Annotated in this window: 28 protein-coding genes; 10 read left to right on the top strand and 18 right to left on the bottom strand. The window is 63.1% G+C overall.

Annotated features, from left to right (window positions below; genetic code table 11):
• Positions 1-7 precede the first annotated feature (7 nt).
• A complete protein-coding gene (locus V7S54_RS00610) occupies positions 8-430 on the top strand; it encodes an organic hydroperoxide resistance protein (protein WP_057250528.1) in 423 nt (140 codons plus the stop codon).
• A gap of 119 nt (positions 431-549) precedes the next feature.
• Here V7S54_RS00610 and V7S54_RS00605 read toward each other — a convergent pair whose 3' ends face one another.
• Together V7S54_RS00605 and V7S54_RS00600 are read right to left on the bottom strand one after the other, a co-directional pair.
• Positions 550-762, bottom strand: a complete 213-nt coding sequence (locus V7S54_RS00605) for an alkylphosphonate utilization protein (protein WP_057250526.1) — start codon at positions 760-762, stop codon at positions 550-552.
• A gap of 95 nt (positions 763-857) precedes the next feature.
• Positions 858-2432, bottom strand: a complete 1575-nt coding sequence (locus tag V7S54_RS00600) for a helicase HerA-like C-terminal domain-containing protein (protein ID WP_065372553.1) — start codon at positions 2430-2432, stop codon at positions 858-860.
• Positions 2433-2771: 339 nt separating this feature from the next.
• Here V7S54_RS00600 and V7S54_RS00595 point away from each other — a divergent pair, with 339 nt between their 5' ends.
• A complete protein-coding gene (locus tag V7S54_RS00595; protein ID WP_057250522.1) occupies positions 2772-3164 on the top strand; it encodes a DUF2780 domain-containing protein in 393 nt (130 codons plus the stop codon).
• Positions 3165-3254: 90 nt separating this feature from the next.
• Here V7S54_RS00595 and V7S54_RS00590 read toward each other — a convergent pair whose 3' ends face one another.
• Together V7S54_RS00590 and wrbA are read right to left on the bottom strand one after the other, a co-directional pair.
• Positions 3255-4460, bottom strand: coding sequence for an MFS transporter (locus V7S54_RS00590; protein ID WP_065372552.1), 1206 nt, complete (start codon positions 4458-4460; stop codon positions 3255-3257).
• Positions 4460-5092, bottom strand: a complete 633-nt coding sequence (wrbA, locus tag V7S54_RS00585) for an NAD(P)H:quinone oxidoreductase (protein WP_065372822.1) — start codon at positions 5090-5092, stop codon at positions 4460-4462. The genes V7S54_RS00590 and wrbA overlap by 1 nt, the downstream gene beginning before the upstream one ends.
• A gap of 107 nt (positions 5093-5199) precedes the next feature.
• On the opposite strand from wrbA, the gene V7S54_RS00580 reads away from it, so the two are divergent.
• Positions 5200-6111 (top strand): LysR family transcriptional regulator, encoded by a 912-nt coding sequence (locus V7S54_RS00580; protein ID WP_336407960.1) that lies wholly within the window; start codon positions 5200-5202, stop codon positions 6109-6111.
• A 98-nt stretch (positions 6112-6209) separates the two neighbouring features.
• Here V7S54_RS00580 and V7S54_RS00575 read toward each other — a convergent pair whose 3' ends face one another.
• The 3 genes from V7S54_RS00575 to V7S54_RS00565 all read right to left on the bottom strand — a co-directional run bounded on the left by V7S54_RS00575 (position 6210) and on the right by V7S54_RS00565 (position 9642).
• Positions 6210-7370, bottom strand: coding sequence for an MFS transporter (locus tag V7S54_RS00575; protein WP_065372551.1), 1161 nt, complete (start codon positions 7368-7370; stop codon positions 6210-6212).
• Between the two features lie 150 nt (positions 7371-7520).
• Positions 7521-8357 (bottom strand): aldo/keto reductase, encoded by an 837-nt coding sequence (locus V7S54_RS00570; RefSeq protein ID WP_065372550.1) that lies wholly within the window; start codon positions 8355-8357, stop codon positions 7521-7523.
• A 103-nt stretch (positions 8358-8460) separates the two neighbouring features.
• Entirely contained in the window at positions 8461-9642 is a 1182-nt protein-coding gene (locus tag V7S54_RS00565) for an MFS transporter (protein ID WP_065372549.1), read from the bottom strand.
• A 140-nt stretch (positions 9643-9782) separates the two neighbouring features.
• Between V7S54_RS00565 and V7S54_RS00560 the strand changes: the two genes are divergently transcribed.
• Positions 9783-10676 carry a LysR family transcriptional regulator gene (locus V7S54_RS00560; protein WP_065372548.1) on the top strand — a complete coding sequence of 298 codons (894 nt, stop codon included), beginning with the start codon at positions 9783-9785 and terminating at the stop codon, positions 10674-10676.
• 12 nt (positions 10677-10688) lie between these two features.
• Here V7S54_RS00560 and tam read toward each other — a convergent pair whose 3' ends face one another.
• The 6 genes from tam to V7S54_RS00530 form a co-directional block, all read right to left on the bottom strand.
• Positions 10689-11459, bottom strand: a complete 771-nt coding sequence (gene tam, locus V7S54_RS00555) for a trans-aconitate 2-methyltransferase (RefSeq protein ID WP_065372547.1) — start codon at positions 11457-11459, stop codon at positions 10689-10691.
• An 11-nt stretch (positions 11460-11470) separates the two neighbouring features.
• Positions 11471-12133 carry a haloacid dehalogenase type II gene (locus tag V7S54_RS00550; RefSeq protein ID WP_065372546.1) on the bottom strand — a complete coding sequence of 221 codons (663 nt, stop codon included), beginning with the start codon at positions 12131-12133 and terminating at the stop codon, positions 11471-11473.
• 191 nt (positions 12134-12324) lie between these two features.
• Positions 12325-12885 (bottom strand): phosphatase, encoded by a 561-nt coding sequence (locus tag V7S54_RS00545; protein ID WP_065372545.1) that lies wholly within the window; start codon positions 12883-12885, stop codon positions 12325-12327.
• A gap of 107 nt (positions 12886-12992) precedes the next feature.
• The gene (locus V7S54_RS00540) at positions 12993-13676 is read right to left on the bottom strand and encodes a YoaK family protein (protein WP_065372544.1); all 684 of its coding nucleotides are present in this window, start codon (positions 13674-13676) and stop codon (positions 12993-12995) included.
• A 111-nt stretch (positions 13677-13787) separates the two neighbouring features.
• Entirely contained in the window at positions 13788-14828 is a 1041-nt protein-coding gene (locus V7S54_RS00535) for a zinc-dependent alcohol dehydrogenase family protein (protein WP_065372543.1), read from the bottom strand.
• On the bottom strand, positions 14825-15352 hold the full coding sequence (locus tag V7S54_RS00530; protein WP_065372542.1) for a GNAT family N-acetyltransferase: 528 nt from the start codon (positions 15350-15352) through the stop codon (positions 14825-14827). Before V7S54_RS00530 ends, V7S54_RS00535 begins: the two co-directional genes overlap by 4 nt.
• 153 nt (positions 15353-15505) lie before the next feature.
• On the opposite strand from V7S54_RS00530, the gene V7S54_RS00525 reads away from it, so the two are divergent.
• Positions 15506-16387 (top strand): branched-chain amino acid aminotransferase, encoded by an 882-nt coding sequence (locus V7S54_RS00525; RefSeq protein WP_065372541.1) that lies wholly within the window; start codon positions 15506-15508, stop codon positions 16385-16387.
• A 66-nt stretch (positions 16388-16453) separates the two neighbouring features.
• Here V7S54_RS00525 and V7S54_RS00520 read toward each other — a convergent pair whose 3' ends face one another.
• The 3 genes from V7S54_RS00520 to V7S54_RS00510 all read right to left on the bottom strand — a co-directional run bounded on the left by V7S54_RS00520 (position 16454) and on the right by V7S54_RS00510 (position 18247).
• The gene (locus V7S54_RS00520; protein ID WP_065372540.1) at positions 16454-16966 is read right to left on the bottom strand and encodes a hypothetical protein; all 513 of its coding nucleotides are present in this window, start codon (positions 16964-16966) and stop codon (positions 16454-16456) included.
• Positions 16967-17178: 212 nt separating this feature from the next.
• Positions 17179-17766, bottom strand: coding sequence for a TetR/AcrR family transcriptional regulator (locus tag V7S54_RS00515; protein WP_065372539.1), 588 nt, complete (start codon positions 17764-17766; stop codon positions 17179-17181).
• Positions 17767-17908: 142 nt separating this feature from the next.
• Complete coding sequence (locus V7S54_RS00510; RefSeq protein ID WP_065372538.1) at positions 17909-18247, bottom strand: hypothetical protein; 339 nt, start codon at positions 18245-18247, stop codon at positions 17909-17911.
• A 219-nt stretch (positions 18248-18466) separates the two neighbouring features.
• Between V7S54_RS00510 and V7S54_RS00505 the strand changes: the two genes are divergently transcribed.
• Positions 18467-19069, top strand: coding sequence for a superoxide dismutase (locus V7S54_RS00505; protein ID WP_057250491.1), 603 nt, complete (start codon positions 18467-18469; stop codon positions 19067-19069).
• An 84-nt stretch (positions 19070-19153) separates the two neighbouring features.
• On the opposite strand, the gene V7S54_RS00500 is transcribed toward V7S54_RS00505, so the two are convergent.
• Positions 19154-19849, bottom strand: a complete 696-nt coding sequence (locus V7S54_RS00500) for a helix-turn-helix transcriptional regulator (protein ID WP_065372537.1) — start codon at positions 19847-19849, stop codon at positions 19154-19156.
• Positions 19850-19980: 131 nt separating this feature from the next.
• Between V7S54_RS00500 and V7S54_RS00495 the strand changes: the two genes are divergently transcribed.
• The 4 genes from V7S54_RS00495 (at position 19981) to V7S54_RS00480 (ending at position 23251) form a co-directional block, all read left to right on the top strand.
• The gene (locus V7S54_RS00495) at positions 19981-20613 is read left to right on the top strand and encodes a LysE family translocator (RefSeq protein ID WP_065372536.1); all 633 of its coding nucleotides are present in this window, start codon (positions 19981-19983) and stop codon (positions 20611-20613) included.
• 235 nt (positions 20614-20848) lie between these two features.
• Positions 20849-21295 carry a c-type cytochrome gene (locus V7S54_RS00490; protein WP_065372535.1) on the top strand — a complete coding sequence of 149 codons (447 nt, stop codon included), beginning with the start codon at positions 20849-20851 and terminating at the stop codon, positions 21293-21295.
• Positions 21296-21503: 208 nt separating this feature from the next.
• Entirely contained in the window at positions 21504-22418 is a 915-nt protein-coding gene (locus V7S54_RS00485; protein ID WP_065372534.1) for a c-type cytochrome, read from the top strand.
• Between the two features lie 158 nt (positions 22419-22576).
• Positions 22577-23251 carry a nitroreductase family protein gene (locus tag V7S54_RS00480; protein WP_065372533.1) on the top strand — a complete coding sequence of 225 codons (675 nt, stop codon included), beginning with the start codon at positions 22577-22579 and terminating at the stop codon, positions 23249-23251.
• Positions 23252-23359: 108 nt separating this feature from the next.
• Here the strand turns inward: V7S54_RS00480 and V7S54_RS00475 are convergent, their stop codons facing one another.
• On the bottom strand, positions 23360-23947 hold the full coding sequence (locus V7S54_RS00475; protein WP_065372532.1) for a DJ-1/PfpI family protein: 588 nt from the start codon (positions 23945-23947) through the stop codon (positions 23360-23362).
• Positions 23948-23953: the final 6 nt, after the last annotated feature.

Below are 23953 nucleotides of genomic sequence, written 5' to 3'. Positions count from 1 at the left end.
ACCGCCAATGCCTATTCTCTACCGCACCACTGCATCCGCAACCGGTGGCCGTGCTGGCCAGGCCAAGAGCGCCGATGGCGTTCTCGATGTTACTCTTACTGTGCCGAAGGAACTTGGCGGCGACGGCGCCCGCGGCACCAATCCTGAACAGCTCTTTGCCGCCGGCTACTCGGCCTGCTTCCTCGGCGCCCTGAAGTTCGTCGCCGGCAAGGAGAAGGTAAAGCTTCCGGAAGACACGAAAGTGACGGGAACAGTCGGCATTGGTCCGCGCGAAGATGGCACCGGCTTCGGTATCGATGCCGCGCTCGAGATTACGTCTCCGGGCGTCGACAAGGCGGTTCTCGAAGACCTCGTCCAGAAGGCGCATATCGTTTGCCCCTATAGCCACGCGACCAAGGGCAATATCGACGTCAAGCTGACGGTCGCCTGACATCTGAATTCCAATCGGAATCGAAAAGCCCGGCGGATCGTTCCGCCGGGCTTTTGTTTTCTCGCAGATAATGATGCTCCACGCAGGCGCTGCCGACGGAGAAGGCCGTTAGCCGTGGGCTATGCCTTCTTCAAAAACTCGGTGCGCAGCACCAGGCCCTTGATCTTCTCTACCCGGCATTCGACTTCGTCAGGGTTGTCGGTGAGGCGAATACCCTTAACCATCGTGCCGCGCTTCAGCGTCGTCGAAGTGCCTTTGACCTTCAGATCCTTGATCAGGGTAACGTTGTCACCGTCCTGGAGGATGGCGCCGTTCGAATCCTTAACGTCCATGCGAATGTTCCTTTCAAAGTAACGACGCGCCCCGATCAAAATCGGGGCGCGGGCAAAATAACGACCTCAAGCGTTGCCGGTTGCCGCGGTTGTGTTCAGCGCCGGCTGAGGCTGCCGAGGATGCCGCGCACCAGGGCGCGGCCGACCTGGGTGGCAACGGTGCGGGCGACCGATTTCATCGCGGCTTCGACGACCGTCTCGCGCTGGTAGCCGGAGCTGCGCGGGCGCGCCTGCTTGCCGGCCGGGGCGGCCGGCTCGTCGTCGCCGAAGCCGGGCAGCGTCCAGCGGCTGCCGCCGGTATCGGCTTGCGTTGTCTCCTGCTCCGCCTGTTCCTGCGCCTCAGCCTGCGCGTCGGCTGCCTTCTTGGCGCGTGCCGCCAGGATCTCATAGGCCGACTCGCGATCGAAATCCTCGTCGTAGAGGCCACGGACGGGGCTGACATCCATCACCTTCTGCCGCTCGGCCTCCGTCAACGGGCCGACGCGGGATTGCGGCGGACGCACGAGCGTGCGCTCGACCATCGAGGGCGCTCCCTTGCCTTCGAGCGTCGAGACGAGAGCCTCGCCGGTGCCGAGATTGGTGATGACGGTTGCGCAGTCGAAGTCCGGGTTCGGGCGGAAGGTGTCGGCGGCGGTTTTGACCGCCTTCTGGTCGCGCGGCGTATAGGCGCGAAGCGCGTGCTGAACGCGGTTGCCGAGCTGGCCGAGGATCGTTTCCGGCACGTCGAGCGGGTTTTGCGTGACGAAGTAGACGCCCACGCCCTTGGATCGGATGAGCCGCACGACCTGTTCGACGCGCTCCGTCAGCGCCTTCGGCGCGTCGTTGAAGAGCAGATGCGCCTCATCGAAGAAGAACACCAGCTTGGGCTTGTCCGGGTCGCCCACCTCAGGCAGTTCCTCGAACAGCTCCGAAAGCAGCCAGAGCAGGAAGGTCGCGTAAAGACGCGGGTTCATCATCAGCTTGTCGGCCGCCAGCACCGAGATCGCGCCACGCCCGTCATTGGTCGTGCGCATGATGTCGGTGATCTTCAGCGCCGGCTCGCCGAAGAAGTGCTCGGCGCCCTGCTGCTCGAGGATCAAGAGTTCGCGTTGGATCGAGCCGACCGAGGCCTTGGAGATGAAACCGAACTGATTGGAAAGCGCGCTGGCATTGTCGCCCATGTAGTTGAGCAGCGCTTGCAGGTCTTTCAGGTCGAGCAGCGGCAGGCCGCCCTCGTCGGCGATCTTGAAGGCGATGTTGAGCACGCCTTCCTGGGCGTCGGTCGCGTTCATCAGCCGCGACAGGAGCAGGGGGCCCATTTCCGACATGGTGGTGCGGACGCGGTGGCCCTTTTCGCCGTAGAGGTCCCAGAAGATGACCGGGAATTCCTGGAACTCGTAGGGGTTCGTCGGCAGGCCGATCTGCTCGGCACGCTTCAGGATGAAATCCTTGGGCTCGCCGATCGCGCCGATGCCGGAGAGATCGCCCTTGACGTCGGCGCAGAAGACGGGGACGCCGGCATTGGCAAAACCTTCGGCGAGGACCTGCAGGGTGATGGTCTTGCCGGTTCCGGTCGCGCCGGTGATCAGGCCATGGCGGTTGCCGAACTTCAGTTCCAGATACTCGCCCTTGTTGATCGAATCATCAGGCTTGCGGCTGGTGCCGATAAAGAGCTTGCCTTCTTCCAACATGTGGGCTTCATCTCCGTTTCATCAATGAAAGCGGGCGGTTCGCGGTTGATCGCGAGTGCCCGTCATCGAAATGTGCCTAGTTTTCTGTTATAGGTGCTGCGGTTGCGCCCGGCAACAAGACTGTGGCAGCCTGCAACCGGAAACACGACGCGGATGTCGCAGGCGAATCGTCGCCTTGCCATGAACGTGGCGCGATGAAACCATAGACTTCGGACGGTGGCGCATAGGCCGGAAAGGGCCGCGCAAAACCGTGGTCGTCAGGCCGTTCGCAGCTTGTCATTGCCGATGCGATCATTTACCTTGACGTCAACGTCAAAATCCAAGTGAGGGAGTTTTTCCATGAATGAACTGGTCACGCGCGTCGCGGAGAATGTCGGCATCGAGCCTGCAACGGCCGAAAAGGCTGTCGGCATGATCCTCGGCTTCCTGCAGCGCGAAGCCGCTGACGGCCCGGTTGCCCAGATGATCGAAGCGATTCCGGGCGCCTCCGAGCTCATCGCCCAGTACAATGGCGAAGGCACGGGTGGCGGCGGTCTGCTCGGTGGCCTGATGTCGGCGATCGGCGGCGGCGGCGTCATGGCGCTCGGCCAGCAGCTGATGAGCCAGGGCCTCGGCATGGGCGAAATCACCTCGCTCGCCAAGGAGACCATCGCGTTTGCCAAGGAAAAGGCAGGCGATGAAGTGGTCGACGAAGTCGTCGCCTCGGTTCCGGGCCTCAGCCAGTTCGTCTGATCCGCGGACAACCCGCCGGAAATGCCGAACCCACCGGTTTGCCGCCGGTGGGTTTTTCTTTGCGATTTGCCTTTTGGCGCATCGTCGCCATCACCCTTTCTGGGCTTTGGCCCGCAGCGTCCTCTCGAGCGTCGATGAGAGGAAGATGCAGAGCAGGGCGCCGACGCCGATAAAGGCCGCGCCGGAACTCCATCCATAGCGCTCGATCGCCGTTCCGACCGCGACCGGGCCAACGAGCTGCCCGAGGTTGCTGCCCTGCATCAGCAGCCCCATCGCCATCGGTGCAAGTGCCGGGCGCGGCGACAGGAGCGGCACCGACGAAATCAGCGTTGCCGGAATGAGGCCGCCGATCGCGGAAAACAGAAGGCAGAGGCCGACAGTCAGAGTATCGCCGGGCTGACCCAGAAAGATCCACAGACCGGACACGCCCATCAGCACCGCAGCGGTGGCGATCAGCCGTCCGCGGGTGAAACCGCGCGACAGCAGATGACCGGCGGTGAGATTGCCGATGACATTGACCAGCGTGATGACGGCGCTGATGACGCCGACGGCTGCGAGCGAGACTTTCAAGCGCTCGACAAGCAGGATCGGCAGGAAACTGGAAAGCGTAAAGCTCATCAAGCTGAAGAGGGAAAAGAGCACAAAGAGCAGCACCGGGCCGCGGCTCGTCAGTGTGTCGGCCACATCGGTCTGGAAACTGCTGCCGATTGAGCGAGGTGTCTTCGGCTGCGGCGACACAACCAGGAAAACTGCCAGCAGGCTTGTGAGCGCGACCATCCCGTTGCTCCACCAGATCGCCTGCCAATCGGGAAAAATGGGCCCGGTCAGCATGGCGGCCGCGATGCCAGCCGGCATGAAACAGCTCCACAGCGAAAAGACGAGGTCGCGGCGATCCGATGTCACCAGGCGCATGAGAATGGCCGGGCCGGCCACGACGACGAGCAGGAACCCGAAACCTTCGACGATGCGCGACAGCAGAAGCAGCGCGAACGCGTGGCTGGTTGCTCCACTGAAAGAGCCGAGCGCCAGCATCGCCATCCCGATACCAAGCAGACGCCGGTCCCCGGCCGCAGTGACGAACGCGCCGGCCGTCATGCCGCCGACGACGCCGACAATGGCGAAGATCGAGGTGATCCAGCCAAGGGCGGAGAGATCGAGCCCGAGGTCGGCCTGAAGCAACGGGCCGGCGATCAGCCCCTTGCCGACCTGCATCGCCGCGACCACGCCGGCGGCAACGACCGTCATCACGCTCGTCCAATCGGTTCTCTCCCGGACGAAGGTTGCCGCTGTGGCCATCAGGCGAACTCCGCCACGCGCGCACGACCAGCGACCAGCGCTGCCGCCAGGTCTGCGACGTGGCGTCCCTGGAAGCGTGCTCCTTCCAGCTCGTTGGCGCTCGGCCGACGGTCGCCGCCATTGCCGTCGTCGGCGAGCGTTGAGGCGCCATAGGGCGAGCCGCCGGTGATTTCGTCCATGCGCATCTGACCCTTGAAGCTGTAGGGCAGGCCGGCAATCACCATACCGAGATGGAGAAGCACGGTATGGGTGGCGAGGATTGTCGATTCCTGGCCGCCATGCTGGCTTCCGGTCGAGGTGAAGACGCTGCCGATGCGGCCGACCAAGGCGTCGCGCGCCCAGATACCGCCCGCCTGATCGAGGAAGTTTTTCATCTGGGCCGCCATGTTGCCGAAGCGTGTCGGCGTACCGATGATGATCGCATCGTAGTTCGGCAGTTCCGCGACGGTCGCCACCGGCGCCGCCTGGTCGCGTTTGTAGCCCGCCTTGATGGCAACGGCTTCCGGCACGATTTCGGGTACGCGTTTGAGTGCGACCGTGGCGCCAGCGGCGCGCGCGCCCTCGGCAACCGCCGCCGCCATGGTCTCGATATGACCGTAGGATGAGTAGTAGAGCACGAGTATCCTGGCCATCGGGCTTCCTTCCTTCTGAGCACTTGCTGTTCGGAAAAGAAGATGGATGCTTTCCATGATCTGAAGAAGTGAGATAATTTTCATCAAATTGATCTATGGAATCGATCATGCTGGATGCCCTGACACTCGATCAGATGCGGACCTTCGTGACCGTCGCCGAAAGCGGGAGTTTCCGTGCGGGTGCCGCCCGGCTATCCCGAGTGCAGTCGGCGGTCAGCCATGCCATCGCCAATCTCGAGACGGAACTCGGAGTCGCCCTGTTTGATCGCTCGGGCCATCGGCCGGTGCTGACACAGGAAGGGCAGGCGCTGCTCGCCAATGCCCGCGATATCCTGCTGCGGGTCGATGCCATGCGCGCCCGCGCGCGCGGGCTTGGCGAGGGCATCGAGTTGGAGCTTTCCGTGATAGTCGACACGCTCTTCCCGATCGAGACAGTTGGGCTGGCCCTGAACGAGATGCGGACGATCTACCCCAATGTTTCGATCAGGCTCGCGGTTTCACCGCTGGGCGGACCGCTGGATGGCCTCGTCGAACGCCGCTTCACTCTCGGCATCATAGTCGGGGAGGATTTCCGCGATCCGGCTATCGCCCGCCAGGCGCTTTCGACGGTTCAGATCGTTGCAGTCGTTGCGGCGCATCATCCCCTGGGGTTGAGTGCCGGCGATGGCGCACTCGAAAATGCCGAGCTTGCCGACCATCTGCAGATCGTGCAGTCCGATCCGTCGCAGCGCACGGTGGGGCGGGATTTCGGCGTGCTCTCGCCGCAGACTTGTCGCGTCAGCAGCCAGGATACGAAACATGCGATGATCCGGGCAGGTCTCGGTTGGGGCCGGCTGCCGCTCTGGCAGGTGGAGCGGGATCTCGAAGAGGGCCGGCTGGTGCGCATGCCGACGACGGCCCTTGGCCGCAACAGTCAGGTCGGTGCAGAGGCCTATCTCGTGCATCGGATCGACGAGCCGCTCGGCCCCGCCGCCCGTGTTTTCGGTGAGGCGCTTGCCTTGCGCTGCGCCGAGGCCTAGCGCAATTCCAGGAAAAGTGTGAAACGGTTTTCCGTCAGGAATTGCGTAATTTCAAAGACTTAAATCATTCCAGTGTTTCGATGAAACAATGAAATGATCTAACGGCGCCCTGCGGCTGCAAACATCAGAGTGAAGATGACGAGGACGGCGCCCACGCCAAGCGGGCCGGCGATAGGGTCGATGAAGTTCATCAGCGCGCCGGTGGCGCCCGACCCTGCAGCGCTGCCGGCGGCATAGGCGAGCGAGAAGGCGGCACTGCCGGCAACGAGCATGCTGCCGCGATATTCTTCTCCAAGCATCGTCAGGGCGGCCGTGTAGAGCGCGAAGCTCGCCGCGCCGATGAAGGCGAATGTCAGCAGCAACGCCACGTTCGAAGAAAGGAACGGCACCAGAAGGTAGCCGGTGGCGGCGACGGCGGCTGCTGAGATTGCCACGCGGCGGCGCGGCAGCCGGTCGAGAAGCACGCCGATGAAGGGCTGCGCCAGCGCGGTCGGGATCGCCAGCGCCGTCACGCTGAGCGCGGCAAAGGCCTGGCTGTGGCCCGTCTTGACGAAGTAGACCGGCATGGCCGAGATCGCCGCGATATCGGCAAAGCCGAACATCAGCACCATCAGGATCAGCATCGGCGCCTTCGCGAAGAAGGCGAAGAGGTCGCGTGTCGAAGAAGGCTCGGGCCGGGTGCGGGCACCCATGGTGAGGAGCCCGGTGAGGAAGGCGACGAGCGCGATGTAGATCGCCAGCAGCGCAAAGCCGAGGCCGCCGCTGGTGCCGAGCAACGGGATCGCCAGCGGACCGGCGGCAAAGCCGCCGCACATGCCGGCGCCGTAAAGGCCGGAAACGCGACCGCGCAGCCGGTCGGGACAGGCCGTGTTGAGCCAGGCTTCGCCGAGCATGAACACCATGCTGACGAAGAAGCCGAGGGCGAAACGGGCGATAAACCAGATGGGAAGCTCCGACGTCGAGGCAAGCGTCGCGAGGCAGATGGAGCAGCCGCAGAGACTGGCGATGATCAGCTTGTCGGCGGAGCCAAGCCGAGTCAACCGGCCGAGAAGCAGGGTCGCCACGCCGAGACCAGCGGCAAAGCCCATGGCATTGAGGCCGATCATGCCGGCGGAAACACCGCGACTCTCAAGCGAAAGGGAGATCAACGGATAGGTGAGCCCCTGCGCCACCGAGAAGGCGGTGACCCCCAGGACGACGGCGATGATCGCCGGCCAGTCGGGAGCGAAATCGCTCGTCTGTGCCTCGTGCAATGACATCGCCCCCTCCCTCTGATCGGTGTCTGCGGGCCATGTCCATATCGTATCCGCCGCCGGCAGGGAATTGGCCGGCGGCGAAATGGCGGAGCGGGATGAGGAAAAGTGTGAGCGGTTTTCCGCCCGCATCCCGCTCCACTACAAGAGAGCAGATCAGGCGGCCTTGTCCCAGACCGGAGCCAGACCTTCCGGATTGACGATGCGGCCATCCGGGCGGGCAAGCGCGTGGATCTCGGCCATCTCGCCGTCGCCGAGCGCGAAGTCGAAGATCGCGAAGTTTTCCTTCAGGCGATCGATCGTCGCGGTCTTGGAAAGCGTGATCACGTCCTTCTGCTGCACCAGCCAGCGAAGAGCCACCTGGGCGGCCGTCTTGCCGTGGCGTGCGCCGATCTCCTTCAACAGTGGATCGTTCGGGACCTTGCCGTTCGCCATCGCGTAGTAGGCAGTGATCGACATGCCGTGCTTGCGCGCGATCTCGAGCACCTTGGTCTGGTCGAGATAGGGATGGTATTCGACCTGGTTGGTGGCGATCGGGGCGTCGCTGAGCGTCACAGCCTCTTCCATCTGCGCCGTGTTGAAGTTGCTGACGCCGATATGACGGACCTTGCCGGCCTTCTGCACCTCGTTGAGGGCACCGATGCGCTCGGCCATCGGCACGTCACTGCCGCCCGGCCAGTGCAGGAGAAGCAGGTCGACATGGTCGGTCCTCAGCTTTTTCAGGCTCTCGTCGACCGAGGCGAGGAAGTCGCGATGCGCATATTTGTCGACCCAGACCTTGGTGGTGAGGAAGATGTCGGCGCGCGACACGCCGGAATTGTGGATGGCTTCGCCGACCTCGGCCTCGTTGCCGTAGATCTGGGCCGTGTCGACGTGGTGGAAGCCGAGCTTGAGCGCTTCCGGCAGCACCCGCAGCACGTCGGCGCCGGGCATGCGGAAGGTACCGAAGCCGAGCGCCGGGATGTTGGCACCGTTTGAATTGACGGAATGCATGGTGGGTAACTCCTTGTACTTGACCTGCTGTACTTGGCGAGCGCCCGGCCGGATGGCCGGGCGAAAAAGGAACGATCTATAGGTGGTCCTCAGGGGCGGCGGTTCAAGCCGGTTGGTAGGCGGCGCCGGCCCGACGATCAAGAACGCCGCTCAAAAGCGTGAGCAGCAGCGCGGCGGCGACAAGCAGGGCGCCGATGACGGGCGTCATGCCGAGGCCGAGCGGTGAGGCGACGATCAAGCCACCGAGCCAGGCGCCGACGGCAATGCCGAGGTTGAAGGCGGCGATATTCAGCGCCGAGGCGACATCGACGGCGCCCGGGCGGTATTGCTTGGCAAGCTGCACCACATAGAGCTGCAGGCCGGGAACATTGGCGAAGGACAGGAAGCCGAGCGCGGCGAGCGTCACCAGCGTCAGGACCGGCGAGGGGGCCGTGAAGGTGAAGAGCACCAGCACGGCCGCCTGGGCCAGAAACAGGCCGATAAGCGCCTTGACCGGGTCTCGGTTGGCGATCTTGCCGCCGGCAATGTTACCGATGGCGATCGCAACGCCATAGAACACGAGGATCAGGCTGACGGCGCCTTCCGAGAAACCGGTGATGTCCTGCAGGATCGGCGCGAGGAAGGTGAAGGCGACGAAGGTGCCGCCGTAGCCGAGCGCGGTCATGGCAAAGACGATCAACAGGCGGCCGGACCCGAGCACGCGCACCTGGTCGATAAGCTTGGCCGGCGGGGCCTTGGAGAGCGTGTTCGGCAGCAGGGCGATGATGGCGGTGAGCGCGACGACGCCGAGACCGGTCACGGCCCAGAAAGTGGCACGCCAGCCGAAGGTCTGGCCAATCCAGGTGCCGAGCGGCACGCCGGTGACGATCGCGACGGTGAGGCCCATGAACATCATGGCAATGGCCGAGGCGCGGCGGTCTTCCGGAACGAGATCGGCGGCGATGGTCGAGCCGACAGAGAAGAACACGCCATGGGCAAAGGCGGAGATGACCCGCGCAATGAGCAGCGGTTCATAGCTCGGCGACAATGCTGCGGCAGCATTGCCGACGATGAACAGCGCCATCAGGCCGATCAGGAGCGGTTTGCGCTCGATCCGGCCGGTGAGCGCGGTCAGCACCGGAGCGCCGAACGTGACGCCAAGCGCATAGACGCTGACGATCAGACCGGCGAGCGGCAGGGTGACGTTGAGGTCAGTGGCGACCGTCGGCAGCAGGCCGACGATCACGAATTCCGTAGTTCCGATCGCATAGGCCGCGATCGTCAGCGCAAGGATAGCAATAGGCACGACGAGACCTTTCCCACCCGGCTGGGAGGAACCGGGCGCGTTGGTTGTTGTTGAAGTCGGGCGGAATATGAGCCTTGGCACTCATCATGATAATCAGCATAATGGTACAAAGGACTGTGAATTCATTTCAAAGGTGGCGCATGGACAATCGGGCGGGTGAAATGGAGGTCTTCGTTGCCGTTTCGGAGACCCGCAGCTTTTCGGCCGCTGCGCGGCGCCTGAAGCTGTCACCGTCTGCGGTCAGCAAACTGGTGACCCGCATCGAGGACCGACTTGGCACGCGGCTGCTCGTGCGTTCGACCCGGACGCTGCAACTGACGCCGGAGGGGGAAGTCTATCTGCAACGCGCCCAGCGGATCCTCACGGAAATCGTCGAGACCGAGCAACTGGTCGCTGCCGGCGGCCGCATGACGCCGCGCGGGCTGTTGCGGGTGAACGCCGCAGTCGGCTTTGGCGAGCGCTACATCATGCCGCTCGCGCCGGAGTTCCTCGCCCGCTATCCGGAGGTACAGCTTGATCTGACGCTCACCGACAGCATGATCGACGTCGTCGGCGAGCGCGCCGACGTGGCGATCCGCACCGGCCCGCTGCGCGATTCATCCCTCAAGGCGCGCAAGCTCATGGAAAGCCGTCCGGTCGTGATCGCATCGCCCGCCTATCTGGAAACGCACGGGACACCGAATACGCCCGATGAACTCGATGGTCACAATTGCATTCGCTTCAATTTCCGTCGCAGCGTCGACGAATGGGCGTTCCGCGCGCCGGGACAGCCGGTTGCGGAACTCCGCTCGGTCTTCGGCAACATGCAGGTCTCGAGCGGGTCGATCGTCCGCCAGCTTTGCCTTGCCGGCATTGGCATTGGCCGTATCGGCCGTTTCCACGTCGAGCCGGACTTCGAAGCCGGAACGCTCGTGCCACTGCTCGAAGATTATCAGTCGGGCGAGATCGAGACGGTCTACGCCGTCTATGCCGGACACGAGCATCTCGCCGCCCGTATCCGTGCCTTCATCGATTTCCTGGTCGACCGAATGTAGCGTCGCCCGGCGCTACGCCTTCACCGCGACGATGAAAAATCTCGGGAAGCGCAGAAGGACCTTGCCGTCGCTCATGGCCGGATAGGCAGCGCGGATCCGGTCCGTGTAGTCGGCAGCAAAGGCGTCGCGTTTATCTTCCGGCAAGGCATCGAGATAGGGTCTGAGGCCGGTCCCCTTCACCCATTCGACGATCGCTTCGGCATTGGCGAGCCGGTGGTAGTAGATCGTGTGCCAGACCTCGATGCTGGCGGCCTGTGGCGCCAGGCATTCGACATAGGTTGCCGGGCCCGGCATGGGATTGCGGCGGACGGTCTTGCCGGCAAAGGCGTCAGTGAAAGCCGGGCTGCGAGTTGTCTCCTCCATCAGCAAATGGCTCGGCTCCCCGAGATTGTCCGGCATCTGGACCGCAAGCGTGCCGCCTGATGCGAGCGCTCCCATCAGTCTTTCGAAGATCGTGAGGTGGTTCGGCAGCCATTGAAAGACAGCGTTGCCGTAAAACAGCGAAGCGCCGGCAGGCGGGACCCAGGTTGCGAGATCCGCCTTCTCGAAAGTGATGCCCGGCAGCCGCTTCGCCGCCGCAACGAGCATGTTCTCGTCGCTGTCGAGGCCCGAAAGTGTGGCCTCGGGAAACCGGTCGCGGATGAGCTCGGTGGAGTTGCCCGGGCCGCAGCCGAGGTCGAAGGCGATGCCGTCGGGCAGCTCGGGCACTTGGGCGAGGAGATCTCTGGCTGGGCGCGTGCGTTCGTCTTCGAACTTCAGATACTGCGCAGGCGACCAGACCATGGGGAGATCCTTCAGATACCGAATTGCAGACTTTCGAGAGAGGGCAGGATCAGCGCCGGCCCGTGATCACGATATTCGTCCGGCATGTCCGCGCGGTTGATCCATACGGTGCGGAAGCCGAATTTCGTCGCCCCGGCGATATCCCAGCGGTTCGACGACTGGAAGGAAACGGCATGCGGGTAAAGCCGGTAGCCGGTTGTGACGATGTCGTAGACGGCAGGCGCGGTCTTGAATGCCTTCACCGCGTCGACGGAAAACACGTCGTCGATGACGATGTCGAGTGCCGCGTTGCGGACCGCAGAGGCGAGCATGGCCGGCGAACCGTTGGAGAGGATGGCGATGCGGGCGCCGCGTTCCTTGAGCCCCTTCAGGACTGCCGGCACTTCCGGATAGCAGTCGAGCGTCCAGTAGGCATCGAGCAATCGCTTGCGAAGTTTCGGGTCGGCGGAGGGAAACCGTGCGAAGGCGTAGTCGAGCGACTGTTCGGTCAGTTGCCAGAAATCCTGATAGCTGCCCATCAGCGAACGCACCCAGGAATATTCGAGTTGCTTGGCTCGCCAGAGTTCGGAAAAAGCCTGCCCGTCCGGGCCGATCTCCTCAGCGTGGCGCCTGACAGCCGCATGCACGTCGAAGAGCGTGCCGTAGGCGTCAAACACATAGGCCGCGTGGGACATCTTTTCCTCCCGTCTTTTGTCTTCGGCGCTGGCGGGTCAAGGTCGAATCTTCCCGTCAAAGCCCGTCCGAAAACAAAGGCTTACAGCATCATGCCTGATCAGGCAGCCAACTGTCACCGTTCTTTCGTCGGATCATGTCAAATCTTTGTGCGATGCACAACGGCTGGCGGCCAAGCTGCGTATTTCTAGCTTCAGCTTTTGGCTGGTTTCCAGACCTTCGCCGGGAAGCGCAGTGCCTGCTTGGCGAGCTTGCCCTTGAGGCCGAGCGCCGTGTCGCAAAGGTTGACCACATGCCTGTTCGGCTTGGCCTCCGGGCGCAGCGCATGGAGTGCGGCGGCGGCGTCCTCCGGTGGCATATAGCGCGCCAGAATGCCGAGGGTGAGCGCGGTCGCGCGCCCGATGCCGCGAAGGCAATGGACGAGCAGATGGGCGTCTTCGGGCAGGCGGTCGACAAAGGCGAAGGTGGCTTCGATGGCTTGCGGACGCGCCGCATCCGGCTCGTCCGGATCGGTGGTGTCGCCGAAAAAGAGTTCCAGATGCTTTTCCGGTGGCAGCTCGATCATCGAGAGCAGTCGGCTGCCGGGAGCGCGGATCGAGATCAGATGCGTTGGCGCCCAGAGCGCGCGATTGTGTCGCGCTTCGGTCTGTGAGCTGACGATTGCCCGGATCCGCCATCCGGCCGGGTGCGCCGGATTGGTCTTGAGGATGGGATGATAGAGTTCATCCGTGGTGACGGCTGCCGCAAGCGCCATGGCAGGACCTCGCTCGTGATTCTTCTTTGCAGATTTTGCCCTGAAACCCGGCCGGGCTTAAGGGCAAAATCTTGGGAGGGGCGGAAAGCTGCCGTTGGAGCTGACGCTCACCCCGAATGGATATAGCGCCGCGACCAGCGGGACGGCACGAGAACGGTGGCAAGCGCAAGCCCAGCGGCGAGCGCAAAGGACGCCCAGAGCGAGGCCGCGCCGAAGTGGCGCTGCAAGAGAGCGCCGGCGACCGCGCCGGAGAACATGCCGAGCCAGGGCACGATCTGCACCAGCCACTGACGGTTCTTGTTGCCGAGCAGCCAGCGGCCGAGACCGCGCCCAAAGCGGGAGAGTGCGCCCGTCACGTAGGTAAGCCCGATCGGCAAGCCCTCGATATGTTCGACCGCCGCATTGACCAGGCCCATGGCGAGCACGACGCCGTAGAAATAGAAAGGTCGCGGCATAAGGGCCCCGAAACCGGCGCAGAGCATCAGCACGAGGCTGACCGTCGAGAGCAGGCCGACGACACCGAGGCGCGCGGCCACGATGACGCCAAGTGCGTTGCCGATGATGAACGCCCCGAGCGCGCCGACGAGCAGCAAGGCGCCGATAAAATCGCCATCGCCGAGCGCGATCGCTGCCCGGGTCGTGTTGCCGCTCATGAAGGAGACGAAATCGCCAATACTCAAGAGCCCGATCGCGTCGGTCATGCCGGCGAGGAAAGAGACCGTCGCGGCAATGGCAAGCGCCGTGCCGGTGCGCTGCCGCTTGATCAATCTTCGCCGTCTCGCAATGGTCATCTGCCTTGCCCCCGATCCGGAACAAGATTTAGCGCATTGAGGCCGTGAGTCGGAATGGGCGTTGCCGGCGTTCTCTCGCAAACGATGGTGTTTCGGCTGCCCCTGGCCGCATTAAAACCGCGTGATGACGCTTATGCCGAGGTCGGTTGCGCGGTCCATGGCGGTCAGCGCAGGGATCGCCTCTGCTAGCGAGATCTCCCGGCCTATCAGTTGCTGCGGCTTCAGCTTGCCGTCAGCGATCATCGCCAGCATGGCGTCGTAGCGCCAGGCCTGCATGCCGTGGCTGCCGTAGATCTCGAGCTCGTGGCCAATCACCTGCGCCATCGGGATCTGCGGCGTTGCCTGGTCGCCGAGCATCAGGCCGACCTGGACGTGACGCCCGCGCCGACGCAGGTTCTTGATCGAGTTGAAGCAGGTCACCGGGTTGCCGAGCGCGTCGATCGAGACGTGCGCGCCGCCGCCGGTGATGTCTTTCACCGCCGCAGCCACATCCTGCACTTCTCGGCCGTTGATCGTCGCGACCGCGCCGAGCGTCTTCGCGAAGGCGAGCTTGTCCTCGGCAATGTCGATCGCGATCGGCTGGGCGCCGAGCGCCGCTGCGATCATGATCGCCGACAGGCCCACACCGCCGCAGCCGTGTACAGCGACCCATTCGCCGCCCTTTGCCTTCGCCTGGTCGGCGATGGCGCGAAACGAGGTGGCAAAGCGGCAACCGAGGCTCGCGGCCGTGGTGAAGTCCATGCTTTCGGGCAGATGCACGAGATTCTGGTTGGCAAAGTCGAGTGCGACATATTCGGCAAAAGAACCCCAATGGGTAAAGCCCGGCTGGAACTGTGCCTCGCAGACCTGCTGGTTGCCGGAGCGGCATTCGCCGCAGCGGCCGCAGCCGGAAACGAAGGGCACGGTGACCCGGTCGCCGACCTTGTATCGCATCACGCCGCGGCCGGCGGCGGTGACAACGCCCGCCAGCTCGTGGCCCGGTACGTGCGGCAACCGGATATCGGCGTCATGGCCCATCCAGCCGTGCCAGTCGGACCGGCAAAGCCCTGTGGCCTCGACCTTGATGACGACGCCGTTTTCGGTCGGGGTCGGATCGGGAAGGGTCCGGATTTCGGGCGTCTTCTCGAACGCGTCGTAATACATGGCTTTCATCGGGGCGCTCCTTGCACTGTGGGTGCGGCGCGGCCGTCGATGTGCCGCGCCATCAGAATTTCGTCGACCTCTACGTCTCCGTCGAGCATGCCCCCCGGGACACGGCCGATTTCGTGAAAACCTTCACGCGCGTAGAAGCGGATGGCCGTCGGGTTGTCGGCGCGTACGACCAGTTCCAGCAGGCGGATGCCGGACGCGCGGGCATGGTCGGTCAGATGGGTGAGAAGGTGCCGCGCCACGCCGGATCCGCGGGCTTCGTCGCGCACATAAACCATGATGATCGTGGCCCGGTGCGCCAGCCGGCTCGCGCGCTCGCGCATCAGCCCCATGATGCCGACAGGCTGGTCCCCGTCGAGCGCGGCAAAGACGGCGTTGCTTGTAAGCCGCGCCTGCCATTCCTCCGTCGAAAGGCGCTCCCAGTCTGCCGTAGTCGAGGCGAATGCTTGTGGCTCGCGGTGGAGCGCTTCCAGCCGTATGCGGCGGAAGATATCCACGTCGTCTTCGTCCAGATGCCTGATGCGCACGGCTGTCCCTTTCCTTTGCGCATGAGACTAAGCGAGAGACCGTCCGGGTACCAGAATGGCCGCCATGACATTTTTTGATATACCCATTCACCACGATGCTGTTTTTTCGGGTTATGCCGAATGAGCAGAACAAAAAACCTGAAGGAGACGCCGATGGCCGTCGATACATCCCCCCGCTCAGTGACCTGGACCTATGTCGATGGCGAATGGCTCTCGGGCAACCCGCCGCTGATCGGCCCGACCTCGCACGCGATGTGGCTGGGTTCGACGGTGTTTGACGGCGCCCGCGTCTTCGACGGCGTTGCGCCCGACCTTGATCTGCATTGCCAGCGCGTCAACCGCTCGGCGACGGCGCTTGGTCTGAAGCCGACCATGACCGCCGAAGAGATCGAAGCATTGACCTGGGAGGGTGCCAAGAAGTTCGACGGCAAGACCGCGCTCTACGTGAAGCCGATGTATTGGGCCGAGCACGGCGCTGCCGGTGTCGTCGCCATCGACCCGGAATCGACCCGTTTCGCGCTCTGCCTGTTCGAGGCGCCGATGGGCAATGGCCATGGCGGCTCGTCGCTGACGCTCTCGCCCTTCCGCCGGCCGACGCTGGAATCGATGCCGACCGATGCCAAGGCCGGCTGCCTCTATCCCAACAATGCGCGCGTCCTGACCGAAGCCCGCTCGCGCGGCTTCGACAATGCGCTGGTGCGCGACATGCTCGGCAACATCGCCGAGACCGGCTCTTCCAACGTCTTCCTGGTCAAGGACGGCGTCGTTTATACGCCGGCCGCCAACCGCACCTTCCTCGCCGGCATCACCCGCTTCCGCGTGATGACGCTCCTGCGTGAAGCCGGTTTCGAAGTGGTCGAGGCGACACTGACCATGGCCGATTTCGAAGCGGCCGACGAGATCTTCACCACGGGCAACTATTCGAAGGTGCTACCTGTCACGCGCCTCGAAAGCCGCGACCTGCAGGCCGGCCCGGTCGCCGCCAAGGCGCGCGATCTCTACATGGATTGGGCGCACGCGGCGCGCGACGTCTGACACCCGCTCACATGCAAAGCCCCGGCGCTCGGCGCTGGGGCAAATGGCTGTCGGTTCGGGCACTCATTACGAGCGGGGAGCGCGCGCCCTGACCAAGGCACGCTTGTGGATCAGGTAGGCCTGGACCGACAGGCCTGCCAGGAAGATGACCAGCCAGGCAAGCAGCGTGGTCTGCACGATCGGCGATTCCGGCCCGCTGGCAAGCGGTTGCGAGGCGGGCAGGCGCTTCAGCGTCTCGGCGATTGCCGGCACGATCAACAGGAAATAGCTGAAGGAGAAGCCCAACGTCGTCAGGTAGGGTTTCAGGCGGCCAACGAAGGCCAACCGTTCGATCGCCAAGCTGCCGGCGATGACCGCCAGTGTCACGATGCCCAGCGCATGACCCTCGTTGAAGCCGCCGGTGCTTGAAAGCCCGGCAGCGGTCAGGACCGCCAGGACGAGAGTAGCGAGATAGATCTTGCCGGAGCGCGTGGCGGCATCGATCGCGCCGTAACGGGCGAAGCCGTAGAGGCCCGCAACGACTGGGGCGAGGCTGATGGTCGTATGAATGATGCCGAGCGTGGAAAGCGGATTTGCCATGATATTACTCCCTGAGATTTCGACCGACTAGTTGGTCGGCTCTGGTTCAAAAAAGAGATGCGCTTGCTCACGCCGGCGCATCGGGTTCGTTCATGGTGAACCTTATGGCTACTGCAGGCTGTCTGGCGTTACCGCGGGAACAGCCCTTGCGGAGTTTGCGTAGTCATTGTTGCGGCTTTGTGACGCCGCAACAACGCTAGCGAAGCTGTCGATCACATCGTCTTGGTGGTCAGAAGCTGATCCATTGCGCGACGGGCGATGGCGGAAAACACGCTTGGATCGGAGCCGGCGACGCGCGCCGCCAACATGGCGCCGTGGACGGAGGCAATCAAGGAATCGGCCGCCACTGCCGATCCATGTTCAGCCGTGAGCAAGCCGTTGGCGACGCCGTCCTCGATCACCGCGCGAAGCCAGCCGGCGAGATCGGCGAAATGGCCACGCACCTGTTGAACTACAGTTTCCGGCAGTGACGGGATCTCGGAGGCGAGCAAAGCACCGATACAGAACGGCATGTCCTGTCTGCGAATGCAGTCCTCCCAAAAGCCGATATAGGCTTGAAGCCGCGCAACGGGATCGGTAACGGCGGCCAGCAACCTTTCGACGTGGCGGCGATTGTTCTTGCGGTAACGCGCAAGCACCGCAGCCGCCAGATCCGCCTTGGTCGGGAAGTGATGATGGATCGTAGCCTTCCCGACACCCACTTCGGGCGCGATGTCGGCATAGCTGAATGCGTTGTAGCCCCGCGACACCATCAGGCGTTCCGCGACATCCAGGATGTTTTCGTAGGTCTCGCTCACCATGGCAAAAGCTCTACCAACTGGTCGGTTGAAGCTCAAGCGGCAAGCGGTGTCCAAGGGTAGGGGCCGCGCAAAACGGGCGACCTGCCGGTGTTTCGATCGGCTGCGAAGCGTTGCATGATCGTCGCGTGTCGGCGCTGGTTGCTCACTTGGCTTTTGCCGGTGCCTTGATGATCACCGTCTCTGGGGTCAATTCGCCGCCGAGTTCGACCGTCTTCTTTTTCTTGTCGAAGACGCAGATCTGCGTGACCGCGGCCTTGGAGCCCTTTGGCGTACCGATCACCAGCGCCAGGCCGAAGCTCTCGGAGCCGAAGGGATCGACGACGGCACTGGCCTTTTGCAGGGAGGTGGCGGCGGCCAGGCACTTCTTTGAGACCTCTGCCCGGAATGTCTCCCACGCATCGCCGGAAGAGGCCGTGGCACCGGATGCGGTGAAGGCCGCAGCAGTGGAGAGAACGAGAGCCGGAAGCAAGCGCTGTGGCATGGGTGATCCTTATTGCATGATTGCAAGAGCGGCGAGGCTGCAGGCAAACCGTGGCGTCAATGTGCTCGAAAGTGTCATGCTTTCAAAATGATGTTGAAAGTATATTCCGTGGGTTGAGGAAAAATTGGCATTGCATCGGTTGCCTCCATGGGGGCCGGTGCCTATGTTCCCGCTCACAGATTTACCTGACGAAATCCCATGCCAAGAGGAGATGCCCACATGGCTTTCGAATTGCCGAACCTTCCCTATGACTATGATGCGCTGGCGCCCTACATGTCGCGCGAGACGCTCGAATACCACCACGACAAGCATCACCTCGCTTACGTGACCAACGGCAACAAGCTTGCTGAAGAAGCCGGCCTTGCCGACCTGTCGCTCGAGGAAGTCGTCAAGAAGTCCTACGGCACCAACCAGCCGCTGTTCAACAATGCCGGCCAGCACTACAACCACATCCACTTCTGGAAATGGATGAAGAAGGGCGGCGGCGGCACCAGCCTGCCGGCCAAGCTCGACGCGGCCATCAAGTCCGATCTCGGCGGCTACGACAAGTTCCGTGCCGACTTCATCGCCGCCGGCACCGGCCAGTTCGGCTCGGGTTGGGCCTGGCTCTCGGTCAAGAACGGCAAGCTTGAGATCTCCAAGACCCCGAACGGCGAAAACCCGCTCGTTCACGGCGCTTCGCCGATCCTCGGCGTCGATGTCTGGGAACACTCCTATTACATCGACTACCGCAACGCCCGTCCGAAGTACCTCGAAGCCTTCGTCGACAGCCTGATCAACTGGGATTACGTGCTCGAAATGTACGAAGCCGCGGCCAAGTAAGGCGCTCGTTTTCTGTGCATGACGATTGGACCCGGTGCTTGCGCCGGGTCTTTTTATTTGGGCTGCTCTCCGGCGATAGCTGCGTCAGGCCGCGGTCGGTGGCGTCTTCCATCCGCTGACCCAGAGTTCCCTCAGGCGGTTGCCTTCGCCCGGGAAATACGCGTCCGCCGCCTCGCAATGTTCGACGCGGTCGGCGCGAAAATTGCGGATCGCCTCCCGCAATTCGCACCAGGCAACGATGTTGGCGGTTTCCGAATAGTAGATCAGCGCCACCGGCCGGATCATCCGCTCCGTCGCGCGGCCGAGTTCGTCGCGATAGTTGAGTTCGAGCTTCTGCTCGTCGCGGATCGCCCGGCGCACCAAAGCGAGATCGATGCCGGCGGGCGAAGGGGCGATCGTTCCCCAGGCATGCAGCGCCTGGGAACGGAAGGCGAGCCGCAGTGGTTCGGGCACCGCGGCAGTGATCTTCTTGTTGACGCGGCCGGCTGCCGCCTTCAGTTCTTCGTCGCCGGTTCGCGACAGCAGCGCCAGCGCCACGGCGATCGCTTCCGTTTCTTCGATCGAGAACATCAGCGGCGGCAGGTCGAAACCAGGCCTGAGGATATAGCCGATTCCGCGGCCGCCCTCGATCGGCACCCGCATCGCCTGAAGTGCTGCGATATCGCGGTAGATCGAGCGCACCGTCACCTCCAGCGCTTCGGCCATCTGCGCGCCCGTCACCGGTTTTCGGGCAAGCCTGAGGATCTGGATGATCTCGAAAAGCCGTGCTGCCTTGCGCATCGAAAACCGCTCCCGTCGTCAAGGCTCCTGACAATACCTTGTCAGTTGCCCGGATTTATACCATCAGCCAACGAATTGAAAAAACAGCAATTCGTCTAGGGAAATGAAAACTCGGACGACGGACAACTGACATGACCTACACGGAAAATCTCTGGCTCTTCTTCACCTTGCTGTTCGGCATCATCATCGTGCCGGGCATGGACATGGTCTTCGTTCTGGCGAACTCGCTGACCGGCGGCCGGGCCTCCGGCCTGTCGGCGACGGCCGGCATCATGGCGGGCGGCGTGTTGCACACGCTCTATGCGGCGCTCGGGGTCAGCGTCATCCTGCATCTGGTGCCCGGTCTCTTCAACGTGCTGCTCGTCGCCGGTGCTGCCTATATCGCCTGGATCGGTTTTTCACTCGTCAGGAGTTCGATCACTATCGGCGGCATCGAAGGCTCGGGGAAGCTCTCCCGCTGGGCGAGTTTCCGGCAGGGCGCGCTGACGAGCCTGATGAACCCCAAGGCCTATCTCTTCATGCTGGCGGTCTATCCGCAGTTCCTCAAACCCCAGTTTGGGCCGATCTGGTCGCAGGCTCTGGTCATGGCCGCAATGATCGCGACAACGCAGCTCGCGATCTATGGCGGCCTGGCGCTTGCCGCCGGCCGTGGTCGTGATTTCCTGGTTGGCAGCCCCGGTGCAACGGTGTGGATCGGCCGCGCCGCCGGCGCCGTGCTCATTCTGGTCGCGGCTTTCACCATCTGGCAGGGCTGGGCGAACTGATGTCCATCGTGACCGCGGGTGAAGTATAAACATGATTTTAAAAGTCATGTTTATACTTCTGGGCGGTCGAATTCCCGGAAATACAAGGCGACCATCGGAAATTCTGCTGTCGTAACAAGCACATCAAAAAAATGTTACTTCCGCAGAATAATCAAGATGACATCATGCCGGCGCATTGGACATGAAGGCTTGCCAGGCAGATTCGCCAAACAGATTGATTGACCGGGAGATCCTGATGAAAGTACGCGCACTGATGTTGGCTGCCGCTCTTGCGGGCCTGGGGGTTACTGCCGTCACGGCAGCCGACGAGCCGCAGGTGGTTCGCCAGCAGCTGATGAAAAAGGTGGGTGCGGCGACCGGCGCGCTTGCCGGCATCGCCAAAGGCGAGAAACCCTATGACGCCGAGGTCGTCAAGGCGTCGCTGACGACGATCAGCGAAACGATAAAGACCTTCCCAAACCATTTCCCGGCCGGTTCGGAGACGGGGCATGAGAGCGAGGCGAGCCCGAAGATCTGGGAAAACATGGATGACTTCAAGGCCAAGGCCGCCAAGCTCGGCACTGATACCGCGACGGTCCTGGCACAGCTCCCGGCTGACCAGGCGGCCGTTGGCGCTGCCCTCGGCGGCATCGGCAAGGACTGCGGCAGCTGTCATGAGAGCTATCGCCTGAAGAAGGATTGACGGGCGGCGACGTCGCATCATGTTGACAAGGGAGGCACGCGACTTCGCGCCGCGTGCCTCTATCTGCATCTACAGCGCCGCGCGTCTTATCAGACGCGCAAAGGTCGCTGTAGCGCTTTGATTTTCTGCATGTCTCCTTAAATCGAGGTCGATTTATGGAGACATGCAGTAGCGCCGGTCCGCCTGCGGCTAGGCATGAGGGGTGACAATGGGGCGTCGCACGAGAAAGGTGATTTCGGGTCTTGTGGTGCTGGGCGTTGTCGGCGGTGCAGCCTTCTGGTGGCTGACGAAGCCGGCGCCGTGGAGTGCGTCTCATTGGGAGGGGCTCGGGGAACCGGATCTTGCCAACGGCGAACAGGTTTTCTGGGCCGGCGGCTGTGTGAGCTGTCACGCCAAGCGGGGCGCCGAAGGTGAAGCTCGTCTCGTTCTTTCCGGCGGCGCACCGCTGAAGAGCCCGTTCGGAACCTTCCACGCGCCGAACATCTCGTCTGACGAGACCGCCGGCATCGGCGGGTGGACGCTTGCGGACTTCGGCAACGCCATGACCCGCGGTGTGGGACGCAACGGCGAGCATCTCTATCCATCCTTCCCCTACGGCTCCTATGCGCGCATGACGACCAAGGACGTCAATGATCTCTGGGGTTACATGAAGACCCTGCCGAAGAGCGCGGACGTGGCGCCGCCGCACGAACTGCCGTTCCCATACAACATGCGGGTGGCACTGGGCGGCTGGAAGCTACTGTTCCTGACAGACAAGCCGCGCGTCGCGGTGGACGCCAACGATCCAAAGCTTGCCCGCGGCCAGTATCTCGTCGAGGGACCGGGCCATTGCGGCGAGTGCCATACGCCCCGCAATGCGATTGGCGGTTTCGAGCCCGATCAGTGGCTGGCCGGCGCGCCGAATCCGGAGGGCCAGGGCCGAATCCCCGACATCACACCCGGCTCCAAGAGCATCGGCGGCTGGAGTGCCTCGGATATCGCCTCGTATCTCGAAACCGGTTTCACGCCGGAATTCGATTCCGTCGGCGGTTCCATGGTCGAGGTGCAGAAGAACATGGCGAAACTGACGCCGGCCGACCGGGAGGCGATTGCCGCCTATCTCAAGGCGGTCCCGGCGCTCTGACCTTGATCTTCGCTTCGAGGCGCGCTCAACTCCTTCTGCATGCTTTCCCCGATCGTCGCCGCTCGAGAGGATAAACATGCGGGAATTCAAAGTGCTGCAGCGACCTTTGTGCGTCGAGAGGGGCGCGCGATGCTGCAGGACAACGAGGAGGAGACTGAGTGCGCCCACACGAAACCGTCCCCTACGACCAGTGGATCGAACGCAGCCCCGAGGAGATGGCGACGCGCGCCGCCGACTTCTACAAAGAGATCAACCGTCGGCGCACCACGCGCTATTTCCGCGATCGCGCCGTGCCGCGGGAGGTCATCGAAACCTGTCTGAAGGCGGCCGGCACGGCGCCGAGCGGCGCCAATCATCAGCCCTGGCATTTCACGGTCATCGAGAGCGCCGCGATCAAGGCCGAGGTGCGCCGGGCGGCGGAAGAGGAAGAGCGCATCTTTTATCGGGATAAAGCACCGCAGGAATGGCTCGACGCATTGGCGCCGCTCGGCACGGACGAGGACAAGCCTTTCCTTGAGACCGCTCCCTACCTGATCGTCATCTTCTCGCAGAAGCGCGGCGGCCCCAATCCGGGTGATCTGAAGAAGAACTATTACATCAACGAGAGTGTCGACATCGCCACCGGCATCCTGATCACGGCGCTGCATCATGCCGGGCTCGCGACACTCACCCATACGCCAGCGCCGATGAATTTCCTCAACGAGATCTGCGGCCGACCGGAAAGTGAAAAGCCTTTCCTGATCCTGGTTGTCGGTTATCCCGCCCCGGATGCGACCGTTCCGGTCGCCGGCAAGGTGAAAAAGCCGCTCGATCAGATCTCGAACTGGCTTTAGAAGATCCTGCCCTCAAGTGGAATCGCTGTGAGCAGAAAGATGCTCTAGAATCAAAGTGCTAGAGCGACCTTTGTGTGCATAAGAACGCGCGGCGCTCTAGCGCAAGTCTCAGCCGACACTCGCGCTTTCACTTCCCCGATGCTCGTGTCCGTAGAGCGCGAGAAAGCCGTCGAGTTCCGACGAGCCAAGGCCAAGGCCGTGCAGGATCTCGCCGGCAAAACTGATCGGCGCGGTTCCGGCGGCGGTGACGACGTGGCCGCTGCGCAGCGCCTGCGGCTGATCGCGATAATGCGGCCGACCACGATAGCCGGGCAGCGCCGCGAGGCTTTCGGCGCTGTTGCCGGTGTGGTCGATGCCGTTGAGAAGACCGCTTGTGGCGAGCGCATTGACACCACCGCAAATGGCCGCGACCACGCGCTTGTCGCGATCGAAAGCGCGGATCGTTGCGGAGAGATCGGGAGCCTCATTCATGTCCCAGATCGATCCGCCGCAGATCACCAACCCGTCGAAGCCCGCAGGGTCGAGCGCGTCGATCGACAGATGCGCCGAGACGTCGAGCCCGCCCATCGACGTCACGCGTGCGCCGTCGGCAGTGGCGACCTCGACATCGATGCCGAGATGGGTGCGCGCCGCCGCCATCAACAGCGCACATTCCCAATCGGCGAAGCCTTCACAGAGCACGATTGCAAGACGCATCGTTCG

The organism is Ensifer sp. CCNWLY38, assembly GCF_037120565.1.
Taxonomy (GTDB): Bacteria; Pseudomonadota; Alphaproteobacteria; order Rhizobiales; family Rhizobiaceae; genus Ensifer; species Ensifer adhaerens_H.
The sequence above is the reverse complement of the archived record's forward strand: the minus strand, read 5'-3'. Positions and strand labels throughout refer to the sequence as shown.

Coding starts and splice junctions, on each gene's coding strand:
- V7S54_RS00570 (WP_065372550.1), bottom strand. CDS start 8,357: ATGCATTCCGTCAATTCAAACGGTGCCAACATCCCGGCGCTCGGCTTC.
- V7S54_RS00505 (WP_057250491.1), top strand. CDS start 18,467: ATGGCTTTCGAATTGCCGAACCTTCCCTATGACTATGATGCGCTGGCG.
- V7S54_RS00490 (WP_065372535.1), top strand. CDS start 20,849: ATGAAAGTACGCGCACTGATGTTGGCTGCCGCTCTTGCGGGCCTGGGG.
- V7S54_RS00550 (WP_065372546.1), bottom strand. CDS start 12,133: ATGTCCCACGCGGCCTATGTGTTTGACGCCTACGGCACGCTCTTCGAC.
- V7S54_RS00510 (WP_065372538.1), bottom strand. CDS start 18,247: ATGCCACAGCGCTTGCTTCCGGCTCTCGTTCTCTCCACTGCTGCGGCC.
- V7S54_RS00600 (WP_065372553.1), bottom strand. CDS start 2,432: ATGTTGGAAGAAGGCAAGCTCTTTATCGGCACCAGCCGCAAGCCTGAT.
- V7S54_RS00540 (WP_065372544.1), bottom strand. CDS start 13,676: ATGACCATTGCGAGACGGCGAAGATTGATCAAGCGGCAGCGCACCGGC.
- V7S54_RS00610 (WP_057250528.1), top strand. CDS start 8: ATGCCTATTCTCTACCGCACCACTGCATCCGCAACCGGTGGCCGTGCT.
- V7S54_RS00515 (WP_065372539.1), bottom strand. CDS start 17,766: ATGGTGAGCGAGACCTACGAAAACATCCTGGATGTCGCGGAACGCCTG.
- V7S54_RS00485 (WP_065372534.1), top strand. CDS start 21,504: ATGGGGCGTCGCACGAGAAAGGTGATTTCGGGTCTTGTGGTGCTGGGC.
- V7S54_RS00520 (WP_065372540.1), bottom strand. CDS start 16,966: ATGGCAAATCCGCTTTCCACGCTCGGCATCATTCATACGACCATCAGC.
- V7S54_RS00605 (WP_057250526.1), bottom strand. CDS start 762: ATGGACGTTAAGGATTCGAACGGCGCCATCCTCCAGGACGGTGACAAC.
- V7S54_RS00545 (WP_065372545.1), bottom strand. CDS start 12,885: ATGGCGCTTGCGGCAGCCGTCACCACGGATGAACTCTATCATCCCATC.
- V7S54_RS00500 (WP_065372537.1), bottom strand. CDS start 19,849: ATGCGCAAGGCAGCACGGCTTTTCGAGATCATCCAGATCCTCAGGCTT.
- V7S54_RS00475 (WP_065372532.1), bottom strand. CDS start 23,947: ATGCGTCTTGCAATCGTGCTCTGTGAAGGCTTCGCCGATTGGGAATGT.
- V7S54_RS00495 (WP_065372536.1), top strand. CDS start 19,981: ATGACCTACACGGAAAATCTCTGGCTCTTCTTCACCTTGCTGTTCGGC.
- V7S54_RS00595 (WP_057250522.1), top strand. CDS start 2,772: ATGAATGAACTGGTCACGCGCGTCGCGGAGAATGTCGGCATCGAGCCT.
- V7S54_RS00535 (WP_065372543.1), bottom strand. CDS start 14,828: ATGAAAGCCATGTATTACGACGCGTTCGAGAAGACGCCCGAAATCCGG.
- V7S54_RS00590 (WP_065372552.1), bottom strand. CDS start 4,460: ATGGCCACAGCGGCAACCTTCGTCCGGGAGAGAACCGATTGGACGAGC.
- wrbA (WP_065372822.1), bottom strand. CDS start 5,092: ATGGCCAGGATACTCGTGCTCTACTACTCATCCTACGGTCATATCGAG.
- V7S54_RS00560 (WP_065372548.1), top strand. CDS start 9,783: ATGGACAATCGGGCGGGTGAAATGGAGGTCTTCGTTGCCGTTTCGGAG.
- V7S54_RS00580 (WP_336407960.1), top strand. CDS start 5,200: ATGCTGGATGCCCTGACACTCGATCAGATGCGGACCTTCGTGACCGTC.
- V7S54_RS00575 (WP_065372551.1), bottom strand. CDS start 7,370: ATGTCATTGCACGAGGCACAGACGAGCGATTTCGCTCCCGACTGGCCG.
- V7S54_RS00525 (WP_065372541.1), top strand. CDS start 15,506: ATGGCCGTCGATACATCCCCCCGCTCAGTGACCTGGACCTATGTCGAT.
- tam (WP_065372547.1), bottom strand. CDS start 11,459: ATGGTCTGGTCGCCTGCGCAGTATCTGAAGTTCGAAGACGAACGCACG.